The 26,140-nt window shown below is 65.7% G+C and carries 26 protein-coding genes; 9 read left to right on the forward strand and 17 right to left on the reverse strand.

Translation table 11 applies throughout. The features are described 5' to 3' along the window. Window positions 1-92 precede the first annotated feature (92 nt). The gene (fliE, locus tag P0M04_RS15285) at window positions 93-479 is read left to right on the forward strand and encodes a flagellar hook-basal body complex protein FliE (RefSeq protein ID WP_259451704.1); all 387 of its coding nucleotides are present in this window, start codon (window positions 93-95) and stop codon (window positions 477-479) included. A gap of 538 nt (window positions 480-1,017) precedes the next feature. On the opposite strand, the gene P0M04_RS15290 is transcribed toward fliE, so the two are convergent. The 12 genes from P0M04_RS15290 to P0M04_RS15345 form a co-directional block, all read right to left on the reverse strand. Continuing rightward, window positions 1,018-1,776 carry a flagellar brake protein gene (locus tag P0M04_RS15290; RefSeq protein WP_259451703.1) on the reverse strand — a complete coding sequence of 253 codons (759 nt, stop codon included), beginning with the start codon at window positions 1,774-1,776 and terminating at the stop codon, window positions 1,018-1,020. Then, window positions 1,760-2,128, reverse strand: coding sequence for an EscU/YscU/HrcU family type III secretion system export apparatus switch protein (locus tag P0M04_RS15295; protein WP_371877370.1), 369 nt, complete (start codon window positions 2,126-2,128; stop codon window positions 1,760-1,762). The genes P0M04_RS15290 and P0M04_RS15295 overlap by 17 nt, the downstream gene beginning before the upstream one ends. Continuing rightward, entirely contained in the window at window positions 2,125-3,228 is a 1,104-nt protein-coding gene (gene fliK / locus P0M04_RS15300) for a flagellar hook-length control protein FliK (protein ID WP_259451702.1), read from the reverse strand. The genes P0M04_RS15295 and fliK overlap by 4 nt, the downstream gene beginning before the upstream one ends. Window positions 3,229-3,238: 10 nt before the next feature. After that, a complete protein-coding gene (locus P0M04_RS15305; protein ID WP_259451701.1) occupies window positions 3,239-3,562 on the reverse strand; it encodes a flagellar protein FliT in 324 nt (107 codons plus the stop codon). A gap of 14 nt (window positions 3,563-3,576) precedes the next feature. Next, entirely contained in the window at window positions 3,577-4,035 is a 459-nt protein-coding gene (gene fliS / locus P0M04_RS15310) for a flagellar export chaperone FliS (protein ID WP_259451700.1), read from the reverse strand. A 23-nt stretch (window positions 4,036-4,058) separates the two neighbouring features. Beyond that, window positions 4,059-6,701, reverse strand: coding sequence for a flagellar filament capping protein FliD (gene fliD, locus P0M04_RS15315; RefSeq protein ID WP_259451699.1), 2,643 nt, complete (start codon window positions 6,699-6,701; stop codon window positions 4,059-4,061). A 185-nt stretch (window positions 6,702-6,886) separates the two neighbouring features. Continuing rightward, window positions 6,887-7,240, reverse strand: coding sequence for a flagellar protein FlaG (locus P0M04_RS15320; protein ID WP_259451698.1), 354 nt, complete (start codon window positions 7,238-7,240; stop codon window positions 6,887-6,889). A gap of 89 nt (window positions 7,241-7,329) precedes the next feature. Continuing rightward, window positions 7,330-8,778 carry a flagellin N-terminal helical domain-containing protein gene (locus P0M04_RS15325; protein ID WP_259451697.1) on the reverse strand — a complete coding sequence of 483 codons (1,449 nt, stop codon included), beginning with the start codon at window positions 8,776-8,778 and terminating at the stop codon, window positions 7,330-7,332. Window positions 8,779-9,029: 251 nt separating this feature from the next. Continuing rightward, window positions 9,030-10,607, reverse strand: a complete 1,578-nt coding sequence (locus P0M04_RS15330) for a GGDEF domain-containing protein (RefSeq protein ID WP_259451696.1) — start codon at window positions 10,605-10,607, stop codon at window positions 9,030-9,032. A 121-nt stretch (window positions 10,608-10,728) separates the two neighbouring features. Beyond that, window positions 10,729-11,376, reverse strand: a complete 648-nt coding sequence (locus P0M04_RS15335; RefSeq protein ID WP_259451695.1) for a response regulator — start codon at window positions 11,374-11,376, stop codon at window positions 10,729-10,731. Next, window positions 11,373-12,851: a PAS domain-containing sensor histidine kinase gene (locus P0M04_RS15340; protein ID WP_259451694.1), complete on the reverse strand. Its 1,479-nt coding sequence runs from the start codon at window positions 12,849-12,851 to the stop codon at window positions 11,373-11,375. The genes P0M04_RS15335 and P0M04_RS15340 overlap by 4 nt, the downstream gene beginning before the upstream one ends. A 7-nt stretch (window positions 12,852-12,858) precedes the next feature. After that, window positions 12,859-13,470 carry a hypothetical protein gene (locus P0M04_RS15345; RefSeq protein WP_259451693.1) on the reverse strand — a complete coding sequence of 204 codons (612 nt, stop codon included), beginning with the start codon at window positions 13,468-13,470 and terminating at the stop codon, window positions 12,859-12,861. 72 nt (window positions 13,471-13,542) lie between these two features. On the opposite strand from P0M04_RS15345, the gene greB reads away from it, so the two are divergent. Continuing rightward, window positions 13,543-14,109 (forward strand): transcription elongation factor GreB, encoded by a 567-nt coding sequence (greB, locus tag P0M04_RS15350; RefSeq protein WP_036233738.1) that lies wholly within the window; start codon window positions 13,543-13,545, stop codon window positions 14,107-14,109. Between the two features lie 69 nt (window positions 14,110-14,178). Next, a complete protein-coding gene (locus tag P0M04_RS15355) occupies window positions 14,179-14,769 on the forward strand; it encodes a biliverdin-producing heme oxygenase (RefSeq protein ID WP_259451692.1) in 591 nt (196 codons plus the stop codon). A 12-nt stretch (window positions 14,770-14,781) separates the two neighbouring features. Here P0M04_RS15355 and P0M04_RS15360 read toward each other — a convergent pair whose 3' ends face one another. Next, on the reverse strand, window positions 14,782-15,549 hold the full coding sequence (locus P0M04_RS15360) for a hypothetical protein (RefSeq protein ID WP_259451691.1): 768 nt from the start codon (window positions 15,547-15,549) through the stop codon (window positions 14,782-14,784). A 279-nt stretch (window positions 15,550-15,828) separates the two neighbouring features. On the opposite strand from P0M04_RS15360, the gene P0M04_RS15365 reads away from it, so the two are divergent. The 4 genes from P0M04_RS15365 to P0M04_RS15380 all read left to right on the forward strand — a co-directional run bounded on the left by P0M04_RS15365 (window position 15,829) and on the right by P0M04_RS15380 (window position 19,820). Continuing rightward, window positions 15,829-16,842, forward strand: coding sequence for an SGNH/GDSL hydrolase family protein (locus P0M04_RS15365; RefSeq protein ID WP_281042424.1), 1,014 nt, complete (start codon window positions 15,829-15,831; stop codon window positions 16,840-16,842). Window positions 16,843-16,851: 9 nt separating this feature from the next. Continuing rightward, window positions 16,852-18,714 carry a carbamoyltransferase family protein gene (locus P0M04_RS15370; protein ID WP_259451689.1) on the forward strand — a complete coding sequence of 621 codons (1,863 nt, stop codon included), beginning with the start codon at window positions 16,852-16,854 and terminating at the stop codon, window positions 18,712-18,714. Next, entirely contained in the window at window positions 18,701-19,057 is a 357-nt protein-coding gene (locus tag P0M04_RS15375; protein ID WP_259451688.1) for a hypothetical protein, read from the forward strand. The genes P0M04_RS15370 and P0M04_RS15375 overlap by 14 nt, the downstream gene beginning before the upstream one ends. Before the next feature lie 94 nt (window positions 19,058-19,151). Next, window positions 19,152-19,820 carry a hypothetical protein gene (locus P0M04_RS15380; RefSeq protein ID WP_259451687.1) on the forward strand — a complete coding sequence of 223 codons (669 nt, stop codon included), beginning with the start codon at window positions 19,152-19,154 and terminating at the stop codon, window positions 19,818-19,820. Here P0M04_RS15380 and P0M04_RS15385 read toward each other — a convergent pair whose 3' ends face one another. The 4 genes from P0M04_RS15385 to P0M04_RS15400 all read right to left on the reverse strand — a co-directional run bounded on the left by P0M04_RS15385 (window position 19,821) and on the right by P0M04_RS15400 (window position 24,030). After that, window positions 19,821-22,067 (reverse strand): RelA/SpoT family protein, encoded by a 2,247-nt coding sequence (locus tag P0M04_RS15385; RefSeq protein ID WP_259451686.1) that lies wholly within the window; start codon window positions 22,065-22,067, stop codon window positions 19,821-19,823. A 75-nt stretch (window positions 22,068-22,142) separates the two neighbouring features. Then, window positions 22,143-22,346, reverse strand: coding sequence for a DNA-directed RNA polymerase subunit omega (gene rpoZ / locus P0M04_RS15390; protein WP_005665923.1), 204 nt, complete (start codon window positions 22,344-22,346; stop codon window positions 22,143-22,145). Between the two features lie 58 nt (window positions 22,347-22,404). Beyond that, the gene (gene gmk, locus P0M04_RS15395) at window positions 22,405-23,052 is read right to left on the reverse strand and encodes a guanylate kinase (RefSeq protein WP_036233731.1); all 648 of its coding nucleotides are present in this window, start codon (window positions 23,050-23,052) and stop codon (window positions 22,405-22,407) included. A gap of 90 nt (window positions 23,053-23,142) precedes the next feature. Beyond that, complete coding sequence (locus P0M04_RS15400) at window positions 23,143-24,030, reverse strand: YicC/YloC family endoribonuclease (protein WP_259451685.1); 888 nt, start codon at window positions 24,028-24,030, stop codon at window positions 23,143-23,145. Between the two features lie 164 nt (window positions 24,031-24,194). Here P0M04_RS15400 and P0M04_RS15405 point away from each other — a divergent pair, with 164 nt between their 5' ends. Both P0M04_RS15405 and P0M04_RS15410 read left to right on the forward strand, forming a co-directional pair. Then, on the forward strand, window positions 24,195-25,181 hold the full coding sequence (locus P0M04_RS15405; RefSeq protein WP_259451684.1) for a serine/threonine protein kinase: 987 nt from the start codon (window positions 24,195-24,197) through the stop codon (window positions 25,179-25,181). An 8-nt stretch (window positions 25,182-25,189) separates the two neighbouring features. Further along, on the forward strand, window positions 25,190-26,119 hold the full coding sequence (locus P0M04_RS15410) for a PP2C family protein-serine/threonine phosphatase (RefSeq protein WP_259451683.1): 930 nt from the start codon (window positions 25,190-25,192) through the stop codon (window positions 26,117-26,119). The last annotated feature ends 21 nt before the right edge of the window (window positions 26,120-26,140 follow it).

A 26,140-nucleotide genomic window follows, 5' to 3' on the forward strand; every position in this document is an offset into this window, starting at 1 on the left:
GTTTACGGCGCTGCTCGGGGGCAATCGTTGCCCGGGCGCTGATATTCTGACAGCCTGAATCGATTTGTTTGACAGGCACGGGGAGAACGGACATGAACATCGGCGGCATCGACAGCAGCCGGATCGAAGCGATGATGGCGCAGCTGAAGTCGGCGGCACAGAAGCCGGCCGGCCCGGCATCGCCTGCGGAAGCGCTGGGCGGGCTGGGCGGCATCGGCAAGCTGGGGGCCCCGGATGCCGCCGAATCATCGACCAAGGTCAGCTTCTCGGATGCGCTGAAGGCGTCGCTGCAGAACGTCAGCAACGCCCAGAACCAGGCGGACGACATGGGCAAGAAGTTCGCCGCTGGCGACGATTCCGTGAGCCTGTCCGACACGATGATCGCAATGCAGAAAGCGAGCATCAGCTTCCAGGCCACGGTGCAGGTGCGCAACAAGCTGGTGTCGGCTTATCACGACATCATGAACATGCAGGTGTAACCGGAATACCATCGCTCCCGCTTGCGCGAGAACGATGGTGTTTAGTGTCCAGCTTCGAGAACTCCATCCAGCCTTTCATCATCGGGCATACGCTACAGAGATAGTCGAACTGGATCCCCGCACGTGTCAATCACTGCCACGACTTGCCACGCCAACTTACTCGATTCATATCAGCCGCCACCACTTTTGCGGACGAACATGTCGCGGTTCTGCTATCGAAAATGTGAAGCAATGCTCATCATTTTTCTTCCTGCCCCGAATCGTCGTGCCGACCGTATTCGTACCTGACAGGCGTCACTTTCCCATCTGCCGCCGTATAGTTTCTGCGGCAGCGCCCAACGTTACCGTCGGACTCGCCAAGGGTAGCGCAGTTTGCACCATTGAAGGCGCTGGATGCGAGCCGGTGCATCAGAACAACTTTAAATGCTTACCTTTGGACCTGAAGGTAGATTGGAAGTTCATTTAGACGCAGGTTCTGGTCGTATGCCTGACGATTGGATGCGGGACCGGGGTCCCGCGTTACCACCGTCAGGATACGTCAGGCAAGGCCGGCCAGGCGGGCGTTGCGCTCGCGTTCCAGCTTGGTGATGTAGCGCTGCACGGCGGCGAGGTTGCCGCGTGAGATGTCGATGAACTGGCAGCCCAGGCGGCGGCTCGTTTTGTTGTTGAGCAGCGTCATGTCGATCGAGTTGCGGACTTGCAACGAGCAGGTCACGGGCCCGATTTCCGGCAGGTCGATGCGGCAGTCCGGGAAGGTGTCGCCGATGGTCGTGCCGAGCTGCAGCTTGTTGTCGTAGATGGCGACGCCGCCGCAGCTGATGTCGGCCAGCGGGAACACGGCGGTGCCGCCGCCCAGTTCGGCCGGCAGGGGGATCGTCGCGCGCACGGGATTCGTCACCGGCGTCGGCATGCGGTAGAACTCGCGCCGCTGCAGGCGGATCAGGCTCGCGGGGATCGCGGCGGACAGCGCGGTGCCGCCTTCGAACTGCACCTCGCGCAGGTTGTCCAGGCCGAATACGATGCGGATCTTGTCCAGCGACGTGTCGCACCGGACCGTGCCGGCCGCCACGATGCGCGTATTCTGCTCGAGGCTGACGGAGCGGTCGATGACGACGGTGCCCGTATCCGGATCGACATCCAGCAGCGACGTGACGCACACGTCGGCCTCGCCCTTGATCAGCATGCGGATCAGCTGGTTCTTTTCGGCGATCTGGCGCAGCAGGGCCACGATTTCCCTGGGCGACTCGACCTCGTAGTCGTGCCAGGCTTCTAATTCGGCGTCAGTGATTGCTTGCATCTGTGTCAACCGGGGTGCTTTCTTGGGGTGGGAGGAGGCGGGCCGTGTCCGGTGCGGGCGGTGGTGTCTGCCCGGAAACTTGCGCTGATTCAATATAATAGAGCCACGCCAATAGTTCGGCAATGGCGCGGTAGAGGGTCGGCGGGATCTGGCGGTCGAGGTCGACTTTCATCAGCAACGCCACCAGTTCCTTCGATTCGTGCACGAACACGCCGGCCTCTTGCGCGCGGCCGATGATCTGTTCGGCGACAAGCCCCTTGCCCTTGGCAACGACCTTCGGCGCGGCATCGCCGGCGCCGTACGCGAGCGCGACGGCGCTCTGGCGGCGCGTCGGCTTATCCTTGTCCATCATCCCTGGCCATCGTCATGGATGGTCAGCGTGGAGAGCGGCGTGCCGGCCGCGTCGAGCGCATCGGCCAGGCGCGCGCGGTGTGCATCCAGCAATCCCTTGACCGATTCGTCCCGGGCATCGAGGCGGATGTGCAACTGGCCGCCGGACAGCACGACGCGCGCCCCCACCTCGCCCAACGCGCCAAAGCGCAGGCGCAGGCTGCTCTGCCACGTGCCGCCGTTCTCATCCTCGCCGTCCTGGCGGCTTGACGCGTCCCGTTCGACGTCCCACTGCATGTCGCGCCCCGGCCATAACTGGCCCTGCCACGCGACTCGTCCCTGTTCGTGCGCGTTCAGCTGCAGGTTGATGAACTGGGCCGTGTTCGGATCCGTGGGCGGCGGCATGCCGCGCGCCTGCGGCTCGGCCGCGAGGTCGGCGCGGGGGCGGGCGCCTGCGGCCCATTCGGCCACATGCGATTCGTAGAACAGGCCGCTCTTGCCGAGCCCATCCTTCAGCGCCTGGGCGATGGCGCCCGCGTCGCCGGACGGCCCGCCCAGCAGCGGCGTGCGGCCCACGGCGGCGCTGGCCTGCGTCTCCGCTTTCTGGGCGGCCGCGATGACGTCGCCCAGCATCTTGCCGGCCGTGCTGATCGACGCGTTCGCACCGTCGGCAGCGCCGCCGGGCAGTTGCGCGAGACCGCGCGCGCCGGCGAGGAGGGCGGCCGTGCGCGTGAGCGCGGCGGCATCCTTGCCTTCGAGGTAAGCGAGCGTAGACTCCTGCGGGCTGGCGCCTTCCGGCAGCGGCGGTCCCGCTTCGGCGAACGCGGGGGCGCCCTGGCCCGTCTGGACCTGGAACGTGGGTCGCGGCGCGACCGTCACGAGCGTCAACGGCACCTGCGTGCCGACCTGGGTACCCTGGGGCAGCGGCATGCGCGCGGCCATGTCGTTGATGCGGACGACGAAGCTGCCGTCGGGCAGTTTCGTCAACACGTCGGCCGGCATCGACTGGCCGACGAGGTTGGCAAGCGCGCGCGCAAAGGCTTGCTGGCGCGGGTCGCCGACGGGGAGAGCGGGACGGGTTGCCGCGACCTGGGTCAGCGAAACGCTATCGCGCGGCAGCATCGTTCAGCGGTCAGACGCCGTAGGCGCGCGCGACGCGGCGTTCGACGGTCTTGTTCGAGATCATGGCCTGCAGCTTCGCCATCCACGGCTGCGTCAGGTCGCGGATCTTGCGGTCCGAATCGAGCATCTTGCGGATGGCGTTCACTTTGCGCATGCGCTCCTGGCCGGCCAGCGGGGTGTCCCCGTTGTCCTTCAGCTGGCGCACGCAGGCGGCGCACTGGTGTTCGAGCTGGAGCAGGCGGTCCCAGTCGGCCGCGGTGGCGGCGGCCAGCATCTGGTCGGTGATGCCGACCATGGCTTCGTACAGCGAGGCGATTTCGGTATTCGTCATCATCGTCGTGCTCCCCATCATGCGCTCGCCAGGGTCGGGGCTTTCGGCATGGCCGTGGGCGCAGCGACCTGCTGCGGCTGCTGGACCTTGTCGCCGATCTCCACCCACGCGCCGCGCAGGTCGGCCAGCAGGCCGTGCACTTCGTCGATGATGGTCACGTCGTTCTTCAGGTTCGCGTGCAGCAGGCGGCGGCTCATGTAGTCGTACAGGGCGTCCAGGTTGGCCGCGATCTCGCCGCCGGCGTTCTTGTCGAGCGACGCGCGCAGGCCGTTGTCGATGATCGAGATGGCCTTCGAGATGGCCGAACCCTTGGCGGCGATGTTGCCGGCAGCGATGTTCGTCTTGGCGCCGAGCAGCGCGACGAGGGCGCCGTCGTACAGCATGACGATCAGCTTGTGCGGCGAGGCCGACGTGACACCGGTTTCGATGCTCACGTTGTGATAGGCGTTGACGCCGCGTTTCATCGTTCCAAACATGATGGTTCTCCAATAAATCCAGATTAGGCGTTGGCCGCGAGGGCTGCCAACTGCTGCGTCAGATAGCTTTGGGTGCTCTGCATCGACTGCAGCATGGTGTCGAGCGAGGTGAATTGTTTCTTGTACATGGCTTCCAGCTGCGTCAGGTGATCGCTGAAGGCGTCGCGTTGTTTGGCCACCGCCTTGATGCTGGCGTTCAAGCCGTCGGTTTTGCTGTTGAGGACGCTGTCCTTGCCGGTGAAGCTGGCGGCCAGGTTCGTCAACTGGTAGGCATAGCCTTGCGAGAAGGTCACGGTGCCGCGGTCGCCGGTCGTGCCGGTCTTGACCGTGATCTGGATACCCGCCGCCGGCGAACCGGCGGCCGCCGTCAGCGACTGGCCGTTGCCGGTCGCGGCCACGTTGCCGATCGTGCCTTCGATGTCGGTGCCGACGGCCGGCGTGGCGCCGCCGAAGAGGTCGCTGACGGCCGTTCCCGTGACGCCGGCAATCGCGATGTTCGACGTCGAGCCGTATTTGCTGGACGAGATCGACAGGTGGCCGGTGCTGTCCACCGAGGTCTCGACGGCGTCGCCGCCTCCCGCGAACGTGGCGTTGCCGTTGATGGCGGCGCGCAGCATCGAGGCCAGCTGGTCGTTCGCATAGGTGCCGGCCGGGATCTTGATGTTCTGGACTTTCTTGTCCGAGGCCGGATCCGTCTGGTTCAGCGTGATGGTCCAGGTCGTGTTCGCGGCGATCGTCGTCGAGCCGGACAGGGGATTGGCGCCGGTGAGCGTGCCCTGCGAGGCCATGCGCGTGATGTTCACGGCGTACTCGCCCGGCTTGGTGGCCGCCGTCGACTTGTCGAACGTGATGTTGCCGTCGCTGGCCGCGCCGACGGCCGCGAACAGGCCGCTGATGTCGCTGAAATTGCTGGACATGGCCTTGCTCAGCTTGGTCGAGTCGAGCGCCAGGCTGCCGTCCCGCTGGAACGACACGCCGATCTGGCTGAGGTTCGACAGGTTGCTGTCCAGGCCTTCAACGTTATTGCCGAGCGCGCGCCGCAACTGCGTCTGGATCGAACGGACGGCCGAGTCGCCCTGCAGCACGCCGCCGGTCTTGGTGTCGGCGTTGTAGCCCGTGAGACCGGAGATCGTCTTGTTCAGGTCGTTGTAGGCCTTGACGAAGCTGTTGATGGCATCCTTGACGGAGCTGGTGTCCTGCGACACGGTCAGCGTCGTGCTGCCGGTCTGCGACAGGTCGAGGCTCACGCCCTGGATGATGTCGTCCACGGTCGTGTCTGCGCTGCTGACGGCGATGCCGTTCATGGTCAGCTTGGTGTCCTGCGCGCCGCTCGTCTGCGTGAGGGCTTGCGTGCCGTTCGGATCGTACGCCAGCAGGCTGGCGATGCCTGCATTGACGGGGCCGCCGTCGGCACCGTCCACGGTGATCTTCATGGCCGACTTCTCGCCCGTCTTGTTCGACGTGATCACGAGGTGGTACGGGTTGGTGCTGCCGTCCGAGACGATGGTGGCGGTGACGCCCACGTTGGCCTTGTTGATGGCGTCGCGGATGCCCTGCAGGGTCTGGTCCTTGGTGTCCAGGGTGACGGTGCCGCTGGCCTGGGCGCCGTCCTGGGTGAAGCCGGCGCCGATGAAGCTGCCGGCGCTGCCCGCCGCGAGGCCGGCGGCGGCCGGGTTGTTGCCGCCCACGAGGATCTGGCTGCCGTCCTTCGAGCTCAGCGTGATGCCTGCCGTGGCGGTCGTGTCCGAGCCCGCGTTGGCCGCGCCGGCGGCCAGGCCGATGCCGCCCGTGACGGTGCCGCTGACGGCTTCCGTGACGCTGATGTTGGAACCGTCGGCCGCGAAGAATTGCAGGTCGCCGTTGGCGGCCGAGCCGGTGACCGTGATGTTGGCGGCGGCCAGCTGGTTCTTGACGGTGTTGGTGCCGAGCGCGGTGTCGAGGGTGGCGGCCGTGACGGTGGTGCTGCCGTCCGAGCTGGCCAGTTGGACACCGCCCACGGTCAATGCATAATTGCCGGACGTGACCGCCACATCGCCGAAGGTGCCGAACAGCGTGGCCGAGGTGGACGTGATGCCGGCCTTGGCGGTGACGCCCGTCGTATCCGTTTCGTCGTTGATGGTCGCGGCCAGGTCACGCGCGCTGCGCGTCGTGCCGTTGGTGCTGATCGCGGTGCCGTTGATGGTCAGCGAGCCGGTCGCGATGCCGGTCGTGGCGCTGGCCAGGCTCAGTGCGCTACCGGCCACGCCGAACGTGCCGCCGCCGATGCCGCCGAACTGGAACGTGAGCGTCGTCTTGGCGCCGTCGCCGATCTGCTTCGTATTGCTGGACTGGCCGCTCGTCATGAGGCTTTGCGCCTGCGCGAGCTGGCTGACGTTGATCTTGTATTTGCCGGGCACGGCGCCGGCGCCGGCGCTGGCCGTCAGGAGGTCCTTGTTGCTGGACGAGCTGGTCAGCGCACTGAACGTATCGGCCGAGTTCAGCTTCGTCAGCGCACCCTGGAAGGTACCGACGGCTGCACTGACCTTGCCATACGCCTGCAGTTTGTTCTGATAGTCGGCGGTCTTCGAGTCGTAGTTGTTGAGCGGCGCCGATTCGGCCGCCATCAGCTTGCTGACGAGACCGTTGATGTCGAGGCCGGAGCCGATACCAGGTGAGCTGATTCCCACTTGTTTCTCCTGTGAAAGCGATAATGTAAGTCATTATCGACAGAAGCAAACCGTACTTGAGAGTGGGAAATGTGCGTTATTTCCGTGCCGAACAATCTGATAGGAAAAAATGCAATACAGAAAGGGAATGGGACGTCAAGCGCGGGCTGCGGCCCACGCTTCACGGTAAGGCGGACATCGAACGCTCAGGCCGTCTGGTCGATGAGCAGGCCCTGCTGCATCTTGTCGATCGACTTGGCGATCTGCAGCGCTTCCTTCGAAGGGATCTGACGGACGACTTCCTTCGTGCTCTGGTCGATGACCTTGACCACGATGTCCTTGCTGTCCTCGTCGATCGAGAATTGCAGGCTTTGCGACGAACCCAGCATGGCGTCGTTCATCTTCTTGACAGCAGCCGATACATCCTCGCGCGATGGCTCGACGCCGTCGGCAAGCTTGCTCTTGCCAGCCGTCTCCGTCGCATCTGCCGGTGCTGCCGGCTGGGTCGGACGGTCTTCCACGCGGGGTGAAACGGGTACACCCACTGGTTGTATGTTCATGATGAATTCCCTAGCAAAAATTCCCCGGCTGAATTACTTCAGCCGAGGAATCACTTTACACCGCTATCGGTGGCTTACTGCATTACTGATTAGCCACGCAGCAGCGACAGGACACCGTTCGGCAGCGAGTTGGCCTGGGCCAGCATAGAGGTACCAGCCTGTTGCAGGATCTGGCCGCGGGTCATGTTCGCGGTTTCCGAAGCGAAATCGGTGTCGACGATACGGCTGCGCGATGCCGACAGGTTCTCGGTCGACGATTGCAGGTTCGAGATCGCCGAGCTGAAGCGCGACTGCAGTGCGCCCAGTTGTGCGCGCTGGCTGTTCACCGAGGACAGGGCTGCGTCGGCGATCTTGATCGCCAGCTGGGCGTTGTCGAAGGTGCTGACGTCGACGTTGGCCACCGATTTCAGTTCGGAGTTACCGTCCAGGTCCCAGCCGCTGGCGTCGGTGACCGAGAAGCTCTGGTCCGAGTCCATGACGATGCGGCCCTTGGCGGCAGCGGTGCCGCCGGCTGCGGCCATGGTCGTCGGGGTGGCGATCGGGGCGCCGTCCGGGTCATAGGTGCCCAGGTCCGCCGTGGCGGTGGCCGACTGGTTGGTCAGCGAGATGTCGTTGCCTTCGGCGTTGGTCAGCTTGATGCCGCCGTTCGTCTCGTCGTAGGACGCGGTGACGCCGGTCTTGGCCGTCTGCGCGTTGAAGGCGCTGATCGCCGAAGCGTAGCCGTTGGCGTCGGTGTCGGCGCCGACCGAGAACGAGATCGTCACGGCCGTGCTGTTGTCAGAGGTCAGGTCGAACGTGTACGACGAGTTGGCTGCGCCCTGGAGCAGGGATTCGGTCTTGGCCGTGGCGGTGATGCCGGTGTCGCCGCTCAGCTTGTTGATGCCGGCAGCGGTGGCCTTGGCCGATTCGTCCGCGGTGACGGTATAGGTCTTCGAACCGAGCGAGCCGTTCAGCACGATGTCGCCGGTGGCCACCGAACCGGTGACGGAGGCGGTCGTCTGCTTGGAGCTGACGTCCATGCGGTTGTCGCCGTAGGTCGAGGTGGTGAAGTTCGAGCCGGTCATCGAGATCAGCTGGCCTGCGTTGGCGCCGACCTGGAAGTTGGCGGTGCCCATCGAACCGTCCAGCAGCTTGGTGCCGTTGAATTCGGTGGTTTGCGAGATGCGGTTCAGTTCCGAGCTGAGCTGGGTCACTTCGGTCTGCAGGGCCTTGCGGTCGCTGGCCGAGTTCGACGAGTTCGACGACTGCACGGCCAGTTCGCGGATACGCTGCAGGATGTCGCCCGAGTTGGCCAGTGCGCCTTCGGCCGTCTGCGCCATCGACACGCCGTCGTTCGCGTTGCGGGTCGCCTGGCTCATGCCCTTGATCTGCGAATTCATACGGTCGGAAATCGCGAGACCGGCGGCGTCGTCTTTTGCGCTGTTGATGCGCAGGCCCGACGACAGGCGCTGGATCGAGGTGTTGAGCGAAGCTTGCGAGGAGGTCAGGTTACGCTGTGCGTTCAGGGATGCAACGTTGGTATTGATAACGGACGACATGGTGTCTCTCCAGACTTGGTCTTACAGGGCGTGGCGACGTGCCACTCGTATTCACTTTGGTCTGCCACGCTGTTCTGTGACATTCAAACCGCTGTTGAAGCTGGTAACGGTGCTCTACGGAAAAAGTTTAGAGGGGTAGAGCGAAAAAAATCGAAATTTTTGTGTCGCCGTCGGGAGCGGGCCTGCCTTGGCGGCGACGAATTCAGGAACTTTAGGGCGAAAAAAAATTTATTTTTCCGTGGCCGTGGTTGTCAGTCAGCCACCACGACCCGGTTCTTGCCGCTCTGCTTGGCCCGATACATGGCCTTGTCCGCCCGTGCCATCAGACCCGCCTGGTCCTCGTTCGGATGGCGCAGGGCCACGCCGCACGAGAACGTGATCAGCATCTTCTCGTTTTCGTGCAGGAAGAAATGCTTCGTCAGCTCGCGCTGCACCCGCACCATCGCGGCGGATGCCGATTCGACATTCGTTTCCGGCAACAGGATGAGGAATTCCTCGCCGCCGAAGCGGGCGATCACGTCCATCGAGCGCAATGTGTCCCGCACGACCTTCACGAGGTGGCGCAGGGCGTTGTCGCCCGCGAGGTGGCCGTAGGTGTCGTTGAGCTTCTTGAAATTGTCCAGGTCGAGCAGGGCGACGCACAACGGCGTGCCGCGACGGTCGGCCCGCGCGCTTTCGCGCTCGAACACGTCGTCCAGGCCGCGCCGGTTGAGGCTGCCCGTCAGCTGGTCTTCACGCACCAGTTCGCTCATGTGCTGCAGCTTCGCTTCCAGATCCTTGATGCGCGCCTCGGCTTCCTGGACTTCCTGGTGCGCGGCCAGCATGCGGTCGCGCGACGCCATCGCCTCGGCCTGCACGATCTTCGTCTCGCGCAGCACTTCTTCCAGCACCACGTTGAGTTCCTCGATGTTGCCGGCACCGCGGATGCGCTCGGAAAAGCCGCCGATCTTTTCGTGGAAATCGCCCGTCGACGCCGCCACCGAACCGAGGCGGTCGATGAACGTCATCATCATGTTCTTGACGGTCGCCTTGACGTCCGCAATGCCGTGCTTGAGTTGGCCCTGCTTGTAGATGACGTCCTTCAGGCTGCGCGTGGCGTCTTCCAGCGCGCGGTGGTCGAGCGGACCGGCGATCAGGTCCTGTACGGCGGCGATCTGGCCGCGCATCCAGCTGTCGTCGTCCAGCAGCTCGGATACGTTTTCCAGCAGAAGTTTAAACAGGCGCAGCAGCAGTTCCTGCTGCTCGGCCGTGTCGCCGCTCTTCAGTTCGATCTGATAGCACAGGTCTTTCAGGCGTGTCGCGATTTCCTGCAGCGCTTCCTCGCTGTGCGCGGCCTTGACAGCGGCGCCCAGCGATTCCGCCTCGCCGGACAGGTGCGGCGTGCCCGACAGCAGCGACGCGACGGCGAACGTCAAGGTGCGGCTGAGCAGGTCGCGCAGCAGCTTCGCTTCGCCGTCCTCCGTACCCAGCGACATGGCGGGATGCGTATGGCGGCGCAGGTGTTTTTCGGCCAGTTGCGACAGCGTGCGGGCATAGCCGTCCCAGTCGCGCTGCTTGACGGCGCGGTTGAAGCGGGCGCCGAACTCGGCCAGTTCGCCGGGCGTGTCGGCCAGCTTGTGGGCGAAGCCGGACAGCACGTTCTCGGCCCCGGGATCGGCGGGCGGCGTTGGCGGCGGCAGGACGTCGACGCCGGCGATCTCGTTATAGATCTCGCGATAGGCGTCCGGCGTCGGCGCGATGCGCCGCGTGGCGAGCCGGCGGAACGCTTCGCGCGCGATTTCCGCAGGGTTCAGGCCGGGAACCCCCGGCGGGCGTTGTGAGCTGGACATTTTGGACGTTGCAATATGGAATTCTTATTGTCGCCATGGTAAGCCGCTGCCAAAAAATCAAATCGCGGATCAAACACGGAATTACCACTTATTCTCACCGACTGTATTGACGAAGCTCAGTTCAGTCAATGAGCTGGTTGCGGATGGCGTAGTGGGTCAGTTCGGCGCTGGTCTTGAGTTTCATCTTGGCCAGCAGGCGCGAGCGGTACTCGCTGACCGTCTTCACCGACAGCGAGAGTTCGCGCGCGATCTCGCTCACGGTCTTGCCGGAGGCGATCAGTGTGAGGGTCTGGTATTCGCGGTCGGACAGCGACTCGTGGACGGGGGCGTCGTGGTTCTCGCCGAGCTGGGCCGCCAGCACCTGGGCCAGTTGCGCGCTGACGTAGCGCTGGCCGCTCGCCACCTGGCGGATCGCGTTGACGAGTTCCTTCGGCGCGCTCTGCTTGGTCAGATACCCGGCCGCGCCTGCCTTGAGCGAGCGGATCGCGTACTGGTCTTCGCGGTGCATGGACAGCATCAGCACGGCCAGGTCCGGCTGTTCGCTCTTGATCTGCTTGAGCACCTCGATGCCGTTGCGGTCGGGCAGGGAGATATCGAGCAACACCACGTTGCAGCGCGATTTGCGGAACAGCTTGACGGCGTCGAGACCGGTCTCGGCTTCGCCCGCGACAACGATGTCGCGCTGTTCGGCGAGGATCTGTTTCAGGCCTTCACGCACGATGGCGTGGTCGTCTGCAATAAAAACGCGGATGCTGGCTTTTTCTGTCATGCTCGGGTGATTTCGCTGCGTCCGGCCGCGGGGGCGGCCAGCCTGATCTTGACGACGACCATCGTGCCGCCTCCAGGTGCCTGCGCCAGGCTGAGCGTGCCGCCCAGCGCCCGGGCGCGCTCGCTCATGCCGCGCAGGCCGAACGACTGGGGCTTGAGACGGTCGGCGGGCGTGATGCCGCGGCCATTATCGCAGATGCTGAGCGTCAGGTGCTGGCGCTGGCGGCGCAGGCTGACCGTCACGCGCGTGGCGCCGGCGTGTTTCGCGATATTCGTCAGCGCTTCCTGGAAGATGCGGAACAGCGCGGCCGCCTGGTCCGGATCGAGGTCGATTTCCTTGTCGGCGCTGCGGAACACGCACGCGATGCCCATCTGCTTTTCGAATTCGCGCGCCTGCCATTCGAGCGCGGCGACCAGCCCCAGGTCGAGCGTGCTGGGACGCAGGTCCAGCGAGATGCGGTGCACGGCCTCGATCGTGCGGTCGACGAGATCGTCCAGGTAATCCGCCTTGTCGCGCAGGGCCTGATCGTCCGGCAGGCGCGCCGCGAGCATGGCCAGCGCCATCTTGATCGCCGTGAGATTGCCGCCCAGGTCGTCGTGGATCTCGCGCGCGATGCGGGCCCGTTCCTGTTCCTTCACCTGCTGGATGTGGTTCGTCAGCTCGGCCAGGCGCGCGCGCGACCGCCGGGTTTCTTCCTGCTCCAGCCTGCTCGCGGTGACGTTCGTCATGATGCCGTCCCACTGGACACCGCCATCGTCGAGCGGCAGCGGCGTCGCGCGCAGGCTGATCCACTTGACGTCGTTCCACGCCTCCACGCAGATGCGGCCTTCCCAGTTCCACGCGGCCAGCGCCGACTTCGATGCTTCCATCGCGTCCTGGTAACCCTTGCGGTCCTCCGGCAAGATCAGCCGCACAAAGCGCCCGGGATCCTGTTGCAGTTCCGATACCGACAGGCCCAGCAGCGCCGTGCAGCCCTCGCTCAGGTACGGGTAGGCCATCGTGCCATCCGCGTGCAGCACGAACTGGTAGACGAGGCCGGGCGTGTGGTTGACGACGGCGTTGAAGCGCGCCTGGTATTGCTCGAGCGCCATGCCGGCCGCCAGTTCCAGCGACAGGTCGTCGCCGATCGCAAGGATCAGGGAACGGCCGTCGCGCACGATGCGCAGGAAGCACAGCTTGATCGGATACGTGGTCCCGTCGGCGCGGCGATGGCGCGTGCGCAGGCTGACCTGGTCGCCGATTTCCTGGCCCAGCGAGCCGATGAGCGCAACGAGTTCCGCGCGGTCGAGCTGGGGCGCCAGGTCGAGCGGCGTCATGCCGCACAGTTCCCTGAGCTCATGGCCGAGGTTGCGGCGTGCGGCCTGGTTGACGTCGACGAGACGCAGCGTGTCGGCGTCGAACAGGTAGATTTCCGTGGTGGACGCCTGCATCGCGGGCGCGAGGACGGGGGCAGGGGAGGACGTGTCTGGACTCATGGTCATGTCATCGGTCTGTCGGTTGGCGCCGGCGCGCACGCCACTGGACCACGAACCGGCGCAGCACGCGCCGCGTGCGGCTGGCATGGCGGCCGCCGGCATCCGTTGGCCGTGCACGCAACCGGCGCAGCAGGCGCCTGCAACCCACCCGCATGCCGCGCAGCGCCCGGCTGGCCGCGTGGCAGGCGTGGCTCGCGCGCCAGTAGTCGAGGCAACGGGTCTTGGCGCCCATGAACCAGCCGTGGCAGCGCGCGAACCAGCCGACCGCGAGCAGGGTCGGCAAGGTCAGCACATAGATCCGTGCCACGACGGCCGCGCCGCCTACCTTGGCCACCACGATGGTCGCGATGCCGGACAGGGCATGGCCATGGGCGATGGCGAGCAGGGCCAGCAATTTGACTGGAAACAGCAGCAGGCCGGGCAGCACGAAGGCGCACAGCGCGGCATACGGCGGCAGGGTGCGCACGCGGGCTTCCAGCGCCGCCAGCGCGGGCCAGCGCGCGAGCGCGCGCGTCAGGCGCATGCCGGTATCCCAGCACCATTCCTCGACGAGCAGCACCACGGCCGCCAGGTACACCAGTGGCGCGAACATCCGGCTGCGTGGAAGGGCTCGTGTCATGGCCTCATGATACGGGAAAACCTGCGTGGCACAGAGGCGCGCGCGTGTTATCGAAGGCGCTACAATAGACGCATGAACAAGGCATTTGTAAAAGAGTCGGATAACGACGACGATGACGAGGCCCTGGCGCTTGCCCAGGCGATTCCCGCCGGGTCCAAGAACTACATCACCCCGGCCGGCCACAAGGCCATCAAGGACGAACTGCTGCAACTGATCGACGTCGACCGTCCGGAAGTCGTGCGCGTCGTGCACTGGGCCGCGTCCAATGGCGACCGCTCGGAGAACGGCGACTACATCTACGGCAAGCGCCGCCTGCGCGAGATCGACCGGCGCATCCGCTTCCTCACCAAGCGCCTGGATTCCGCCTTCGTCGTGGACCCGTCCGTCCACCACGGCAACGACCAGGTGTTCTTCGGCGCGACCGTCACCTACGTCAACAAGGCGGGCGAGGAGCATACGGTCACCATCGTCGGTATCGACGAACTGGACCCGCTGAAGGGCAAGATCAGCTGGGTCTCGCCGGTGGCGCGTGCGCTGACCAAGGCGCGCGAAGGCGACGTCGTCACGTTGCATACGCCGCAAGGCAATGACGAACTGGAAATCCTGAGCGTCGAGTATCCCGAGCCTGTCGCCGACTGATCCGGCGGATGGCGCGCGGCGGGATGCCGCCCCGGCTGATAAGATGGCGGTTTCCGCTTCCCGCATCCCATGAACCGTTCCACCGACGTTGCGTCCGAAGCCGATCCGCTGACCGCCCTGCGCACAGCCACCGCCAGCCGCCATGCGGCCCTCGACGCCGGCCTGCCGATCGGCGCCCCCGACGCCTCCCTGCACGACTACATCGCCCACCTGGTCCTGTTGCGGACCTGGCTCGTGCCCCTGCATGGCTGGCTGGCCGGATTCGCGGATGGTCCGCAATTCGATCATGCCCAACGTCTGGCCCGGATCGACGCCGACCTCGCCGAGGCGGGATACGCATCGCCGTGCACGCCGTGCGGCGACGCCTGGCCGGCAGCGGCCAGCCCCGCCTACCGCTGGGGCGTGCACTACGTCATCGAAGGCTCGCAACTGGGCGGCGCCGTGCTGTACGAACGCCTGCACGAACGCCTGGCGCCGCACCGGCTGCGCTACCTGCAAGGCGACGATGCCGGTCCCGGCCCCCGCTGGCGCGCCTTCATGCAGGCGCTGCGTGCAGGCGTGCGCTCACCGGCTGAGATCGCGGACGCGTGCGCCGGGGCGTGCGCCGCCTTCTTCCGGATACTCGAACTGCGTGCCGATGCGCGTGCCGGCGCCGCCTGAGCGGGCGACCGCTCATTCGATGGCTTCGGCCAGGTGCAGCAGCCACGCCTTGCCGTGATCCTTGCCGCCGTCGGCGAGCACGTCCTGTGCCACGCTCAGCGTGAAGACCTTGGCATCCGTGAACCAACGCAGCTCGGAGACGACCTGGCCCGTCGGCGCGCGCCGGATCGCGAACTGGGCCGGACAGCGGGTCGCGCCGTGCTGCACGGAGGCATTCATCAGCTCGCGCACACCGAGGACGCCGCCGCCTTCGGCCGCATACGCCCACTCGTGCAGCATGACGAGTACCCCGTCGGGACGCCGGTACACGCGCTTCACGCTGGTCCACGGTCCGTCCTGTCCGGGCCCCTCGGGTACCACGCCCGCCAGCGTGTAGCCGGCGAGATCGCTGGCCGAGACGTCCGCCGGCGGCACTTTTGCGTGCGCGATGACGCGATCCAGCGCCCCGTCCAGCGGCAGCGCCCGCCCGTCGGCGCTTTCCAGGTCGTGCGCCTCCTCGGGCGTCATGTCGCCGTAAAGTACGCCGTCTCCTGCGCGCAGGCGTTTGATTTCATTGTCGACCGTGCGCCGCAATTGCGGCGGCAAGGATGCCAGATCGACCAATTTGGCTTTTCCCGGTTCGATTTGCGGCGCAGGATTGGCGGCGTCCGTTTTTTTACGGATATCCGCCCCGGCGTGAACAGCCAATAAAACATAGCCGATCAGAAAAACCATCAGGTATCGGACCAATAAGGCATTGTGTTCAGTGATCGACGGCGGCATGCTCGATTCCATTTCCATTAATCATTTTCCAGCACAGACGTCATTTCCGTCCCTCTGCACCTGGGAAATATGATGGATGGGCGCCCCTCACGGTTTGTGCAGCGCCAATAGTGCGCATTTGGTTTCCGCGCTTAAATAATTTTCAAAATTAATATTCCAGCAGAAATAATTCGGCATCTATTTTTGAAAACCAATGATGAAAGAAAATACATCGTCGCGGAAAGTTGAGATTGCATAAAAATCCTCATATCCAAATAACGCATCATCATTTCGTCCGAAAAAGCACACGAGGAAATGATGAGGCAACTCTACGAATATCATCCTGTCGTCGGTTATCGCTATATTCCCCGTCTGCGCGTGCGGATTCCGCATGAGGGCGGCGGGTATCTCATGCAGGTCAACGAACAGGGGTTCCGCGCCGACCGGCCCTTCGCACGGGCGCGCACGCCCGGCCACCGGCGCGTCCTCGTGTTCGGCGACTCGTTCACGGCCGGCGACGCCGTGCCCAACCGCCAGCGCTATACCGAGCTGCTGGAGGCACGGCTGCCCGAGGCCGGCACGCCGCCCGTCGAGGTCTACAATTTCGGCCTGTCGTCGACGGGGACGGACCAGCAATACCTCATCTGGCGCGAATTCGCCCGCGACATCGAGCACGACCTCGTCGTGATCGCCGTCTTCGTCGAAAACATCCGGCGCGTCGTCGCGCAATTCCGTCCGCACCACGACGAGCACGGCGTCGAGCGCCTGTATGCCAAGCCGTATTACCGGCTCGAGAACGGCACGCTGCGGCTGTGCCACGTGCCGCCCCGGCGCGATCCGTACGAGGAAGCCGAGCTGGACGCCTCCCAGGCCGCCGCCGTGGACCACGGCGGACGCTTCCTCATGCTGCGCAAGGTGGTCAACAAGCTGGGCATCCGCAACATGGTCCAGCACCTCACGCAATACCAGCCGCTGCCGCACTATGACTCGCCCGCCGACCCGGCCTGGTGCCTGATGCGCGCGATCCTCACGCAGTGGATCCGTGCGCTCGACCGGCCCGTGCTCCTGATGCCGCTGCCGTTGCCGCAGCATCTCGACGAGACATGCGATGCCACGTCGTACCAGGCCCGGTTCGCGGAACTGGCCGCCGACCTCGGCTGCCGCCTGCACGACCCGCTGCCCGACCTGCTGCGCATCGCACCCGACGCGCGTCGCCGGCTGCGTTGGGACAAGGACATCCATTTCACACCGGCCGGCCACGACGCCCTCGCGCGTTCGCTCGAGCCCGTCATTGCGGACATGCTGGGCGCAGGCCTGGCCCGCGCCAGCTGAGGAGGCGACATGGGCAACACTATCCTGGGCATCGCCGGCTATTACCATGACGCGGCGGCGGCGCTGGTGCGCGACGGCGAGATCGTCGCGGCCGCGCAGGAAGAGCGCTTCACGCGCCGCAAGCACGACCCGTCGTTTCCCGTCAACGCCATCAATTACTGTCTCGAAGAAGGCTTCGTCGACGCGGCCGACCTCGATGCGATCGTCTTCTACGACAACCCGCTGCTGACGTTCGACCGCGTCGTGCAGAACGCCTGCGCCGGTCTGCGGCAAGGTCCCGCCGCGGGAGCGCGCGACCTGTTCGTCCAGGCGGCAGGGGCGGTGCTGGGCGACAAGATCTGGGTGAACGAGCACGTGCGCCAGACGCTCGGCACGCTCGGACGCGCCGGCCGCGTGCTGTTCGCCGAACACCACATGGCCCATGCCGCCAGCGCCTTCTACCCGTCGCCGTTCGACAGCGCCGCCGTGCTCACGATCGACGGTGTCGGCGAATGGGCCACGACCACGCTCGGCACGGGTCGCGGCCGGACACTGGAACTGTTCGCCGAGATCGACTATCCGCATTCGCTGGGCCTGCTGTACAGCGCATTCACGAGTTTCTGCGGCTTCAAGGTCAATTCCGGCGAGTACAAGCTGATGGGGCTGGCGCCTTACGGCAGGCCGCGCTACGCCGGCCGGATCCGCGAACACCTGATCGACGTCCGGACCGACGGCTCGTACCGGCTGGACATGTCTTGTTTCGGCTGGCTGGACGGCATGGCGATGCCCGGTCCACGCTTCGCCGACCTGTTCGACGGCCCGGCGCGCCAGCCCGAGACGCCGATCACGCGGCGCGAGATGGACCTCGCGGCCAGCATCCAGCAGGTGACCGAGGACATTGTGCTCAAGACGGCGCGCCACCTGCGCCGGCTGAGCGGCGAGCGCAACCTCGTGCTGGCGGGCGGCGTGGCGTTGAACTGCGTCGCCAACGGCAAGCTGGCCGCGGCCGGCATCTTCGACGGTATCTGGGTCCAGCCGGCTGCGGGCGATGCGGGCGGTGCGCTGGGCGCGGCCCTGCTGGCGCACCACATGGCGTTCGAGGCGCCGCGCCGGCGAACGCACGGGGAGGGCGATGCCCAGCGCGGCAGTTACCTCGGACCGCGTTATTCGAGCGAGGAAATCCTTGCCTTCCTCGACCGCAAAGGCTATCCATACCGGCGCATCGTCGATCGCGACGAGCGCCTGGCCGTCGTCGCGGAGGCGCTGGCGGCGGGCAAGATCGCCGGCTGGCTGTCGGGGCGCATGGAATTCGGGCCGCGCGCGCTGGGTGCCCGGTCGATCCTCGGCGACCCGCGCAATCCGCGCACGCAGGCGACGATGAACCTGAAAATCAAGTTCCGCGAATCGTTCCGCCCGTTCGCGCCGGCCGTGCTGCGCGAGCGCTGCGCCGAGTACTTCGACTTCGACGGCGACAGCCCGTACATGCTGATGGTGGCACCGGTGAATGCGACACGCTGCGTGCCCATGGACACGAACGCCTTCGAGGCGGGCGACGACGACATGATGGCGGTCATCAACCAGCCGCGCAGCGACATCCCGGCCGTCACCCACGTCGATTACTCGGCCCGCATCCAGACCGTCGACAGGGACAGTCATCCGGAATTCCGCGCCCTGATCGAAGCGTTCGAACGGCTGACGGGCTGCCCGCTGCTCGTGAACACATCGTTCAACGTGCGCGGCGAGCCGATCGTGTGCAGTCCGCAGGATGCCTACCGCTGCTTCATGCGCACGGAGATGGATGTGCTGGTGCTGGAGGACGTCGTGCTGTGGCGCCGCGAGCAGCCGCCGTTGCCGGATGACGAGGACTGGAGGAAGACCTATGAGCTCGATTGACGACAAAGCACTGCGCGCCATCGCGGCGCCGCTGTTCGATGCCCTGACCGCGCACTGCGTACCCGGCCAGGTACCGTTCCCGCTGGGCCCGAATCCGCGCCTGGCCAGCTATTACACGCAGCGCACGCACACGACGATGGGCTTCGACGACTTCCTCGTACCGTCATGCCTGGACGCCGAGGGATTCGGCGCGCGTCTCGCGGCGCACTGGCGCGCGCACGGGCACCCGGAGCTGGCCGCGCACGCGCCGCAGGTGGCCGAGGCGGCGCGGGCCCTGCATGCGCTGTACATCGCGGCGCGGCCACAGGCGGAGCTGTCGCCCTATGTCTACCAGATGTTCTGAGTAGCCGCGCATGGGCAACCTCGATGCGGATATGGCGGCCGTGGCGGCCGCGCACGCCTCGCCACCCGGACCTCTGCCGCCCGGTTTCATCGCGGTGCCGGCGACGACGCTGCCCGGAGGCGTCGAGGTCCCGGCTTTCGCCGTGGCGCGCTGGCTGGCGGCGTGCGGGCCGGATGGACAGGTGGTGCTGAGCGGGACGATGCCGCCGTGGGTGTGCATCGGCTACCACGCGGCCCGCCTGGCCTGTGCGCTCGCCGGCTTCGAACTGCTGACGGAGCGGCAGGCGCTGGCGATCGCCCGCGATATCGCCGGCCAGGCGACCAACTGGACGGGGGGCGCCGTCGGCGACGGCCGGCTGTTCCAGGGGCTGCACCTGGGCCGCTTCGACAGACCCCAGGCGGCCGCCGTGGACTCGCCCGATCCGCTCGAACGGCGCTGGTTCGTGCTGTCGAACGGCGAGCGCATCATCGACGCTGCGGGCAATGCGTTCAGCTGGGTGTTCGACGACGTGCAGGGCAACGCGGACGGTATCGTCGCGCACGGTTTCCTGCCCGGCTCGCCCACGCTGGCGACGGCGCCCGGCGCGCCGATGCAGCAGGGAATGGGCTGGTGGCCGCGGGCGGGCCGGAGCTGGTGGGGCAGGGCGCTGGCGCGGGGCGGCAGCTGGTCGTCGCAGGAAGGCGCGGGAATCTTTACCGTCGTCGACGAGCGGCCGCAGGCGCAGCGGGCGTACGTCGGGTTCCGGTGTACCCTGCCTTTGTAGTTACGCCCGCTCGCGCTCCACGCGGTTGACGCCTGCCACGCGGCGCAGGTTGCGGATCAGATGCGCCAGGTGCACGCGATCCTTCACCTGGATCGTGAAGCGCAGCTGGGTCATCATGTGTTCGTCATCCTCGTCCATGCCCACATACGTGATGTTGGCGTCGGACTCGCCGATCTCGGCGGCGACGCGGGCCAGGATGCCCTTTTCGTTGTTGATCAGCAGGCGGATGCGGCAGTCGAAGCGGCGATTCAGCTCGCTGCCCCACTGGACCGATATCCAGCGGTCCGGTTCCTTCAGGCGCAGGCGCGTCGCTTGCGAGCAGTCGGCCGTGTGCACGACGAGGCCCTGGTCGCGGCGCAGCTGGCCGATGATGTGGTCGCCCGGGATGGGCTGGCAGCACGGTGCCAGTTGCACGGCCACGCCTTCGCTGCCGTAGATCGTCACCGGATCCAGTTCGCCGCCGTGGCTCGGCTGCGCGGGGACGGAGGTGACGTCGCCGCCCAGCAGGCTCACGATGTGGCGCGCCACGAGGGCGGGCATGCGCTTGCCGATGCCGATGTCCGCATACACCTCGTCCATCGACTTGGCCGACGATTCCGCCAGCAGGCGCTCGATCGTTGCCGGCGTCAGTTCGGCCTTGATACCCAGCTGGGTCAGTGCCTGGCCCAGCAGTTCCTGGCCGAGCTCGACGGATTCGTTCAGGTTGATGGTGCGCAGGTGGTGGCGGATCGCCGAGCGCGCCTTGCCCGTGCGGACGAAGCTCAGCCACGTCGGGCTGGGGCGCGAATCGGGATCGGTCTCGATCTCGACGATGTCGCCGTTGTGCAGTTCCGTGCGCAGCGATGCGGGTTCGTGGTTGATCTTCACGCCCACCGTGTGGTCGCCGATGCCGGTGTGGATGCTGTAGGCGAAGTCCAGCGGCGTGGCGCCGCGCGGCAGGGCGATGATCTTCGACTTCGGCGTGAACACGTAGACGGAGTCCGGGAACAGGTCGACCTTCACGTGCTCGAGGAATTCGGCGGAGTCGCCCGTCTGCTGCTGGATGTCGAGCAGCGACTGCAGCCACGCGTGGGTGCGCTGCTGCAGGTCGGTCATGTTCTGGTCGCCCGTCTTGTACAGCCAGTGCGCCGCCACGCCGGATTCCGCCGTGCGGTGCATTTCCTGGGTGCGGATCTGGAATTCGACCGGGGTGCCGTACGGGCCGATCAGGGTGGTGTGCAGCGACTGGTAACCGTTGATCTTGCGGATCGCGATGTAGTCCTTGAACTTGCCGGGCATGGGCTTGTACAGCGCATGCAGGGAGCCGAGCGCCACGTAACAGTTCGGGACCGTGTCGACGACGACGCGGAAACCGTACACGTCCAGCACCTGCGAGAACGACAGGTGCTTGCTGCGCATCTTTTTATAGATGCCGAACAGGGTCTTCTCGCGGCCGTAGACTTCGGCCGGCAGGCCGGCGGCGGAGAGCTGGTTCTTGACGGCCCCCAGAATCTTGTTGACCACTTCGCGGCGGTTGCCGCGCGCGGCCTTGATCGCCTTCGACAGCGTGCGGTAGCGCAGCGGGTACAGGTGCGAGAACGACAGGTCCTGCAGTTCGCGGTAGATGTCGTTCAGGCCGAGGCGGTGCGCGATCGGGACGTAGACTTCCATCGTCTCGCCCGCGATGCGGCGCTTCTTGGCCGGGGCCATCACGCCCAAGGTGCGCATGTTGTGCAGGCGGTCGGCCAGCTTGATCAGGATGACGCGCACGTCCGACGCCATGGCAAGCAGCATCTTGCGGAAGTTTTCCGCCTGCGCTTCGACGACGCTCTGGAACTCGATCTTTTCCAGCTTCGACAGGCCGTCGACGAGGTCGGCGACCTGCGGGCCGAAGCGCTCCAGCAGCTCTTCCTTCTTGACGTCCTGGTCCTCGATCACGTCGTGCAGCAGCGCGGCCATGATCGCCTGGGCGTCCAGCTTCCAGTCGGCGCAGATCTCGGCCACGGCGATCGGGTGCGAGATGTACGGCTCGCCCGACTTGCGGACCTGGCCGAGGTGCATCTCGTCCGAGAAGCGGTAGGCTTCCTTGACGCGCTTGAGTTCGACGGGGGTGAGATATTCGGCCAGCTTGCCGGCCAGGTGCGTGATCGACGCGACGCCGGGAGCGGGCGCCGGTTCGGCTTCCTGCGGTTTGTTGGCGGGCCGGCCGGGCCGGCTCGCCTTGTTGTTGGTGCCCGAGTGGACGGAATCCGGTGAGGTTAAGCTCATACGTAATGACAATCAGCCGCAGTATGGAAACAGCATAACAGAATCACGGGCTGACTCATTCAGGCACCGCCCGACTTACATCGGGACTTTTTTCAGCATTTCCAGACCGACTTTGCCGGCGGCGATTTCACGCAGCGCGACGACGGTCGGCTTGTCCTTGGCTTCGACTTTCGGGGTGTGCCCTTGCAGCAGTTGGCGCGCGCGGTAGGTCGCGGCCAGGGTCAGCTGGAAACGGTTCGGGACGTTTTTCAGGCAATCTTCAATGGTGATGCGGGCCATGGTTTACTCCGGGAGACTGTTTTGAACGAAAAATTACGAACGAGCCGTATCGCGACGGTTACGATTGCGGTTGCTGCACGTGGATTCCCAACTGGGCAAAGAGCGAGGCGTTGCGGGCTGCCTGTTGGGCGAAGCGCGAACGTGTCGCTTTGACAATCGCCTGCAGCTCGGACAGGGCGACGTTGAACTCTTCGTTGATGATAGCATACTCGAACTCGGGAGCGTGAGCGATCTCGCCCCCCGCGGCCAGCAGGCGTCGCGTGATGATGTGCGGCTCGTCCGTGCCGCGCTTGTGCAGGCGCTCTTCCAGCGCCGCGATCGACGGCGGCAGGATAAAAATGCCGGCCGCGTCCGGGAACTGCTTCTTCACCTGGCGCGCGCCTTGCCAGTCGATTTCCAGCAGGATGTCCGTACCCGTCTTCATTTCCTGTTCCACCGTCAGGCGGCTCGTGCCGTAGTAATTCCCATGCACCTCGGCCCATTCCAGGAACTCGCCGCGGTCGGCGCGGGCGACGAAATCCTCGGCGGTGGTGAAGTGGTATTCGCGGCCGTCCTGTTCGCCCGGACGCGGCGGGCGCGTCGTGGTCGAGATCGACAGCTTGATGCCCGGTTCCTGAGCCAGCAGCGCATTGACCAGGGTCGACTTGCCGGCGCCGGACGGGGCGGCGACGACGAACAGGCTGCCGGAGAAAGCGTTGGTGAGCATGGTGGGTTCCTTTTTCGTGGTGTTCATAATGCAATTGGACGCGTTGACGGGGCCCCGTCAACGCGTCCAACACGGCTTGAATCGCCGTGTTTATTCGAGATTCTGTACCTGTTCGCGCATCTGCTCAATGAGCAGCTTGAGCTCCATCGACGCATCGGCCAGCTCCTTGACGGAAGCCTTGGCGCCCAGCGTGTTCGCTTCGCGGTTCAGTTCCTGCATCATGAAGTCGAGGCGCTTGCCGACCTGGCCACCCTTCTTGAGGATGTGGCGGGTCTCGTTCAGGTGGGCCGTCAGGCGCGACAATTCTTCCGAGACGTCGATGCGGATGCCGTATAGAGTGACTTCCTGGCGAATTCGTTCGAAGACTTCCTGGCGCGTGAGCACTTGCGGGTTGCCGTGGCCGGCCAGCCCCAGGGCGTCCTGCATGCGCTCGATGGCCTTTTGCTGGAACTGGGCGATGACCTGCGGGATCAACGGGGTGATGCGCTTGACGATGGCTTCCATCGATTCGATGCGCGAGACCAGCATCGCTTCCAGCGCCGCGCCTTCGCGCTTGCGGCTGTCGACGAAGGCGGCGATCGTCTTCGCGGCGAGGGCGGCGACGTCGGCCTGCAGCGATTCCTGGCCGATCTGCGCTTCCTCGATCACGCCCGGCCAGCGCAGCAGTTCCGCGACCGTCATCAGCGGCGCGGACACGAAGTGGCGCGTGACTTCGGTCTGCAGCCGCGCGAGGTCGGCCAGCAGCGTCTGGTTCAGGGCCTGGGAGCCGGTCGTGGCCTTGCGCCCGAACGACAGCCGCACCTCGACCTTGCCGCGCGTGATGGCCGCCATGATGGCGGAGCGCAGGTCCGGTTCCAACGCGCGCAGCTCGTCGTTGATGCGGAACTGGAGGTCGAGAAAGCGCGAATTGACGCTCTTGATCTCGATCGTCAGGGTGCCGGCAGCGCCTTCGCTTGTGGCGACCGCATAACCTGTCATGCTAGAAATGCTCAATGGAGTCCCCGATTTCCGGAATCTGCTTGGCCGGCCGCAGCGCGGTGCGGGTGGCGCCGCGCGCTGTGGTTTTGCGAGATTCCCTTATTCTTTACAAAGCGGTGATTTATCCACACAATCGCCGTGTTTAGCAAGGAATACTTTCCCAAATGGCTGCCCAGAATAATGCTCCCCTGCCCGATGGGCTGGAAATTGGCGGATATCGCATTGTAAAGAAAATTGCGTCCGGCGGGTTCAGTATTGTTTATCTTGCATATGACGCCGACGGCAACGCGGTGGCGATCAAGGAATACCTGCCCAGCGCCCTGGCGCTGCGGGCCCCGGGCGAGCTGACGCCCACGATCCCGAAGGCCAACCTGCCCGTGTTCCGCATCGGCCTGAAATGCTTTTTCGAAGAGGGGCGGGCGCTGGCGCGCATCGTCCATCCGAACGTCGTGCGGGTGTTAAATTTTTTTCGCGCCAATGACACGGTCTATATGGTGATGGCCTACGAATCCGGTCACTCGCTGCAGGAAGTCGCTGCGCGCCTGGTCGCGAAAGGCAGCCGCGCCGGCGAGCCGTTCATCCGGCAGGTCTTCAACGGCGTCTGTGCCGGCCTGCGCGACGTCCACGCGAACAAGCTGCTGCACCTGGACCTCAAGCCGGCCAACATCTATTTGCGCACGGACGGTTCGCCCATGCTGCTCGACTTCGGCGCCGCGCGCCAGACCATCCACACCGATGCGCCCACCCTGGCGCCCATGTACACGCCCGGCTTCGCGGCGCCCGAGCTGTACGCGAAAGGCAGCGCGCTGGGGCCATGGACGGACATCTACAGCATCGGCGCCGCCATGTTCGCGTGCATGGCGGGCGCGCCGCCGCAGCCGGCCGACCAGCGCCGCGCGGCCGACACGATGGAGGAGCAGTTCGCGAAGCTCGACGGCGCATACACGCCGGGCCTGGTGGCGATGGTGAAGGCGTGCCTCGCCCTCGATCCGCTGGCGCGGCCGCAGAGCGTGTTCGCCGTGCAGAAGGTACTGCAGGCGGGTCTCCCCGCGACGCCGGCGGCGCTGCCGCCCGAGACCGGGGAAGCGGTGCCGGCCTCCGGCTGGCGCGGCCTCGTCGAACGCATCGGCTTCGGCCGCGGACGCGCCTGAGGATAGCCATGCAATTTTCCGTCTACCAGCAGACCCACATCGGCGGCCGCAAACTCAACCAGGACCGCATGGGCTATCTGTACACGCGCGACGCGCTGCTGCTCGTGCTGGCGGACGGCATGGGCGGCCACCTGCGCGGTGAGGTCGCGGCCACGATCGCCCTGCAAAGCATCGCCACCCGCTTCAAGGCGCAGGCGACGCCGTACGTGCGCAAGCCCGAGCGCTTCCTCGAGGAGGCCCTGCAGCAGGCCCACGAGGACATCATGCGCTACACGCGCGACAAGGCGATGCCGGACAGCCCGCGCACGACGATCGTCGCCTGCCTCGTGCAGCACAACAGCGCCGTCTGGGCCCATTGCGGCGATTCGCGCCTGTACTGGCTGCGCCGCGGCCAGGTCCTCGGGCGCACGCGCGACCATTCGCACATCGAATACCTGATCGCGAAAGGGCAGGCCGATGCGAGCGAGCGCGCCACGCACCCGGACCGCAACAAGCTGTACAACTGCCTGGGCGCGTCGACGCCGCCGAAGGTCGAGCTGTCGCGCGCGGCGAGCCTGGAGCCGGGCGACATCCTGCTGCTGTGCTCCGACGGCCTGTGGGCCGTCCTGCCCGACACCGAGATCGCGCACCGCCTGTCCGCGCAGCCGATCACGCAGGCCGTGCCGGAAATGATCGCGATGGCGACCACGATCGCGGGCAGCCGCGGCGACAATACGACCGCGCTCGCCATCCAGTGGCAGGGCGCAGGCACGCCGGACGCCGCGGGTGATCCGAGCGTCGTCTCCACGCAGATGGTGCCCGAAGGCGAAGTCACGAGCCGCCTCGATGCGCCGGCCGCGACGCCCGCACCGGACGACCCGTTCGACGAGGATGACATCGAAAAGGCGATCGCCGAGATCCGCGATGCGATCGAGAAGTCGTCGCAAATATTGAAGTAAATTGAAATAATCAACCACGAA

Source organism: Telluria mixta (genome assembly GCF_029223865.1).
GTDB lineage: Bacteria > Pseudomonadota > Gammaproteobacteria > Burkholderiales > Burkholderiaceae_D > Telluria > Telluria mixta.

Bases quoted from the DNA above. Each gene is read 5' to 3' on its own strand.
- fliE (WP_259451704.1), top strand. From the start codon at position 93: ATGAACATCGGCGGCATCGACAGCAGCCGGATCGAAGCGATGATGGCG.
- P0M04_RS15290 (WP_259451703.1), bottom strand. From the start codon at position 1,776: ATGCAAGCAATCACTGACGCCGAATTAGAAGCCTGGCACGACTACGAG.
- P0M04_RS15295 (WP_371877370.1), bottom strand. From the start codon at position 2,128: ATGATGGACAAGGATAAGCCGACGCGCCGCCAGAGCGCCGTCGCGCTC.
- fliK (WP_259451702.1), bottom strand. From the start codon at position 3,228: ATGCTGCCGCGCGATAGCGTTTCGCTGACCCAGGTCGCGGCAACCCGT.
- P0M04_RS15305 (WP_259451701.1), bottom strand. From the start codon at position 3,562: ATGATGACGAATACCGAAATCGCCTCGCTGTACGAAGCCATGGTCGGC.
- fliS (WP_259451700.1), bottom strand. From the start codon at position 4,035: ATGTTTGGAACGATGAAACGCGGCGTCAACGCCTATCACAACGTGAGC.
- P0M04_RS15320 (WP_259451698.1), bottom strand. From the start codon at position 7,240: ATGAACATACAACCAGTGGGTGTACCCGTTTCACCCCGCGTGGAAGAC.
- P0M04_RS15325 (WP_259451697.1), bottom strand. From the start codon at position 8,778: ATGTCGTCCGTTATCAATACCAACGTTGCATCCCTGAACGCACAGCGT.
- P0M04_RS15330 (WP_259451696.1), bottom strand. From the start codon at position 10,607: ATGTCCAGCTCACAACGCCCGCCGGGGGTTCCCGGCCTGAACCCTGCG.
- P0M04_RS15335 (WP_259451695.1), bottom strand. From the start codon at position 11,376: ATGACAGAAAAAGCCAGCATCCGCGTTTTTATTGCAGACGACCACGCC.
- P0M04_RS15340 (WP_259451694.1), bottom strand. From the start codon at position 12,851: ATGAGTCCAGACACGTCCTCCCCTGCCCCCGTCCTCGCGCCCGCGATG.
- P0M04_RS15345 (WP_259451693.1), bottom strand. From the start codon at position 13,470: ATGACACGAGCCCTTCCACGCAGCCGGATGTTCGCGCCACTGGTGTAC.
- greB (WP_036233738.1), top strand. From the start codon at position 13,543: ATGAACAAGGCATTTGTAAAAGAGTCGGATAACGACGACGATGACGAG.
- P0M04_RS15355 (WP_259451692.1), top strand. From the start codon at position 14,179: ATGAACCGTTCCACCGACGTTGCGTCCGAAGCCGATCCGCTGACCGCC.
- P0M04_RS15360 (WP_259451691.1), bottom strand. From the start codon at position 15,549: ATGGAAATGGAATCGAGCATGCCGCCGTCGATCACTGAACACAATGCC.
- P0M04_RS15365 (WP_281042424.1), top strand. From the start codon at position 15,829: ATGAGGCAACTCTACGAATATCATCCTGTCGTCGGTTATCGCTATATT.
- P0M04_RS15370 (WP_259451689.1), top strand. From the start codon at position 16,852: ATGGGCAACACTATCCTGGGCATCGCCGGCTATTACCATGACGCGGCG.
- P0M04_RS15375 (WP_259451688.1), top strand. From the start codon at position 18,701: ATGAGCTCGATTGACGACAAAGCACTGCGCGCCATCGCGGCGCCGCTG.
- P0M04_RS15385 (WP_259451686.1), bottom strand. From the start codon at position 22,067: ATGAGCTTAACCTCACCGGATTCCGTCCACTCGGGCACCAACAACAAG.
- rpoZ (WP_005665923.1), bottom strand. From the start codon at position 22,346: ATGGCCCGCATCACCATTGAAGATTGCCTGAAAAACGTCCCGAACCGT.
- gmk (WP_036233731.1), bottom strand. From the start codon at position 23,052: ATGCTCACCAACGCTTTCTCCGGCAGCCTGTTCGTCGTCGCCGCCCCG.
- P0M04_RS15400 (WP_259451685.1), bottom strand. From the start codon at position 24,030: ATGACAGGTTATGCGGTCGCCACAAGCGAAGGCGCTGCCGGCACCCTG.
- P0M04_RS15405 (WP_259451684.1), top strand. From the start codon at position 24,195: ATGGCTGCCCAGAATAATGCTCCCCTGCCCGATGGGCTGGAAATTGGC.
- P0M04_RS15410 (WP_259451683.1), top strand. From the start codon at position 25,190: ATGCAATTTTCCGTCTACCAGCAGACCCACATCGGCGGCCGCAAACTC.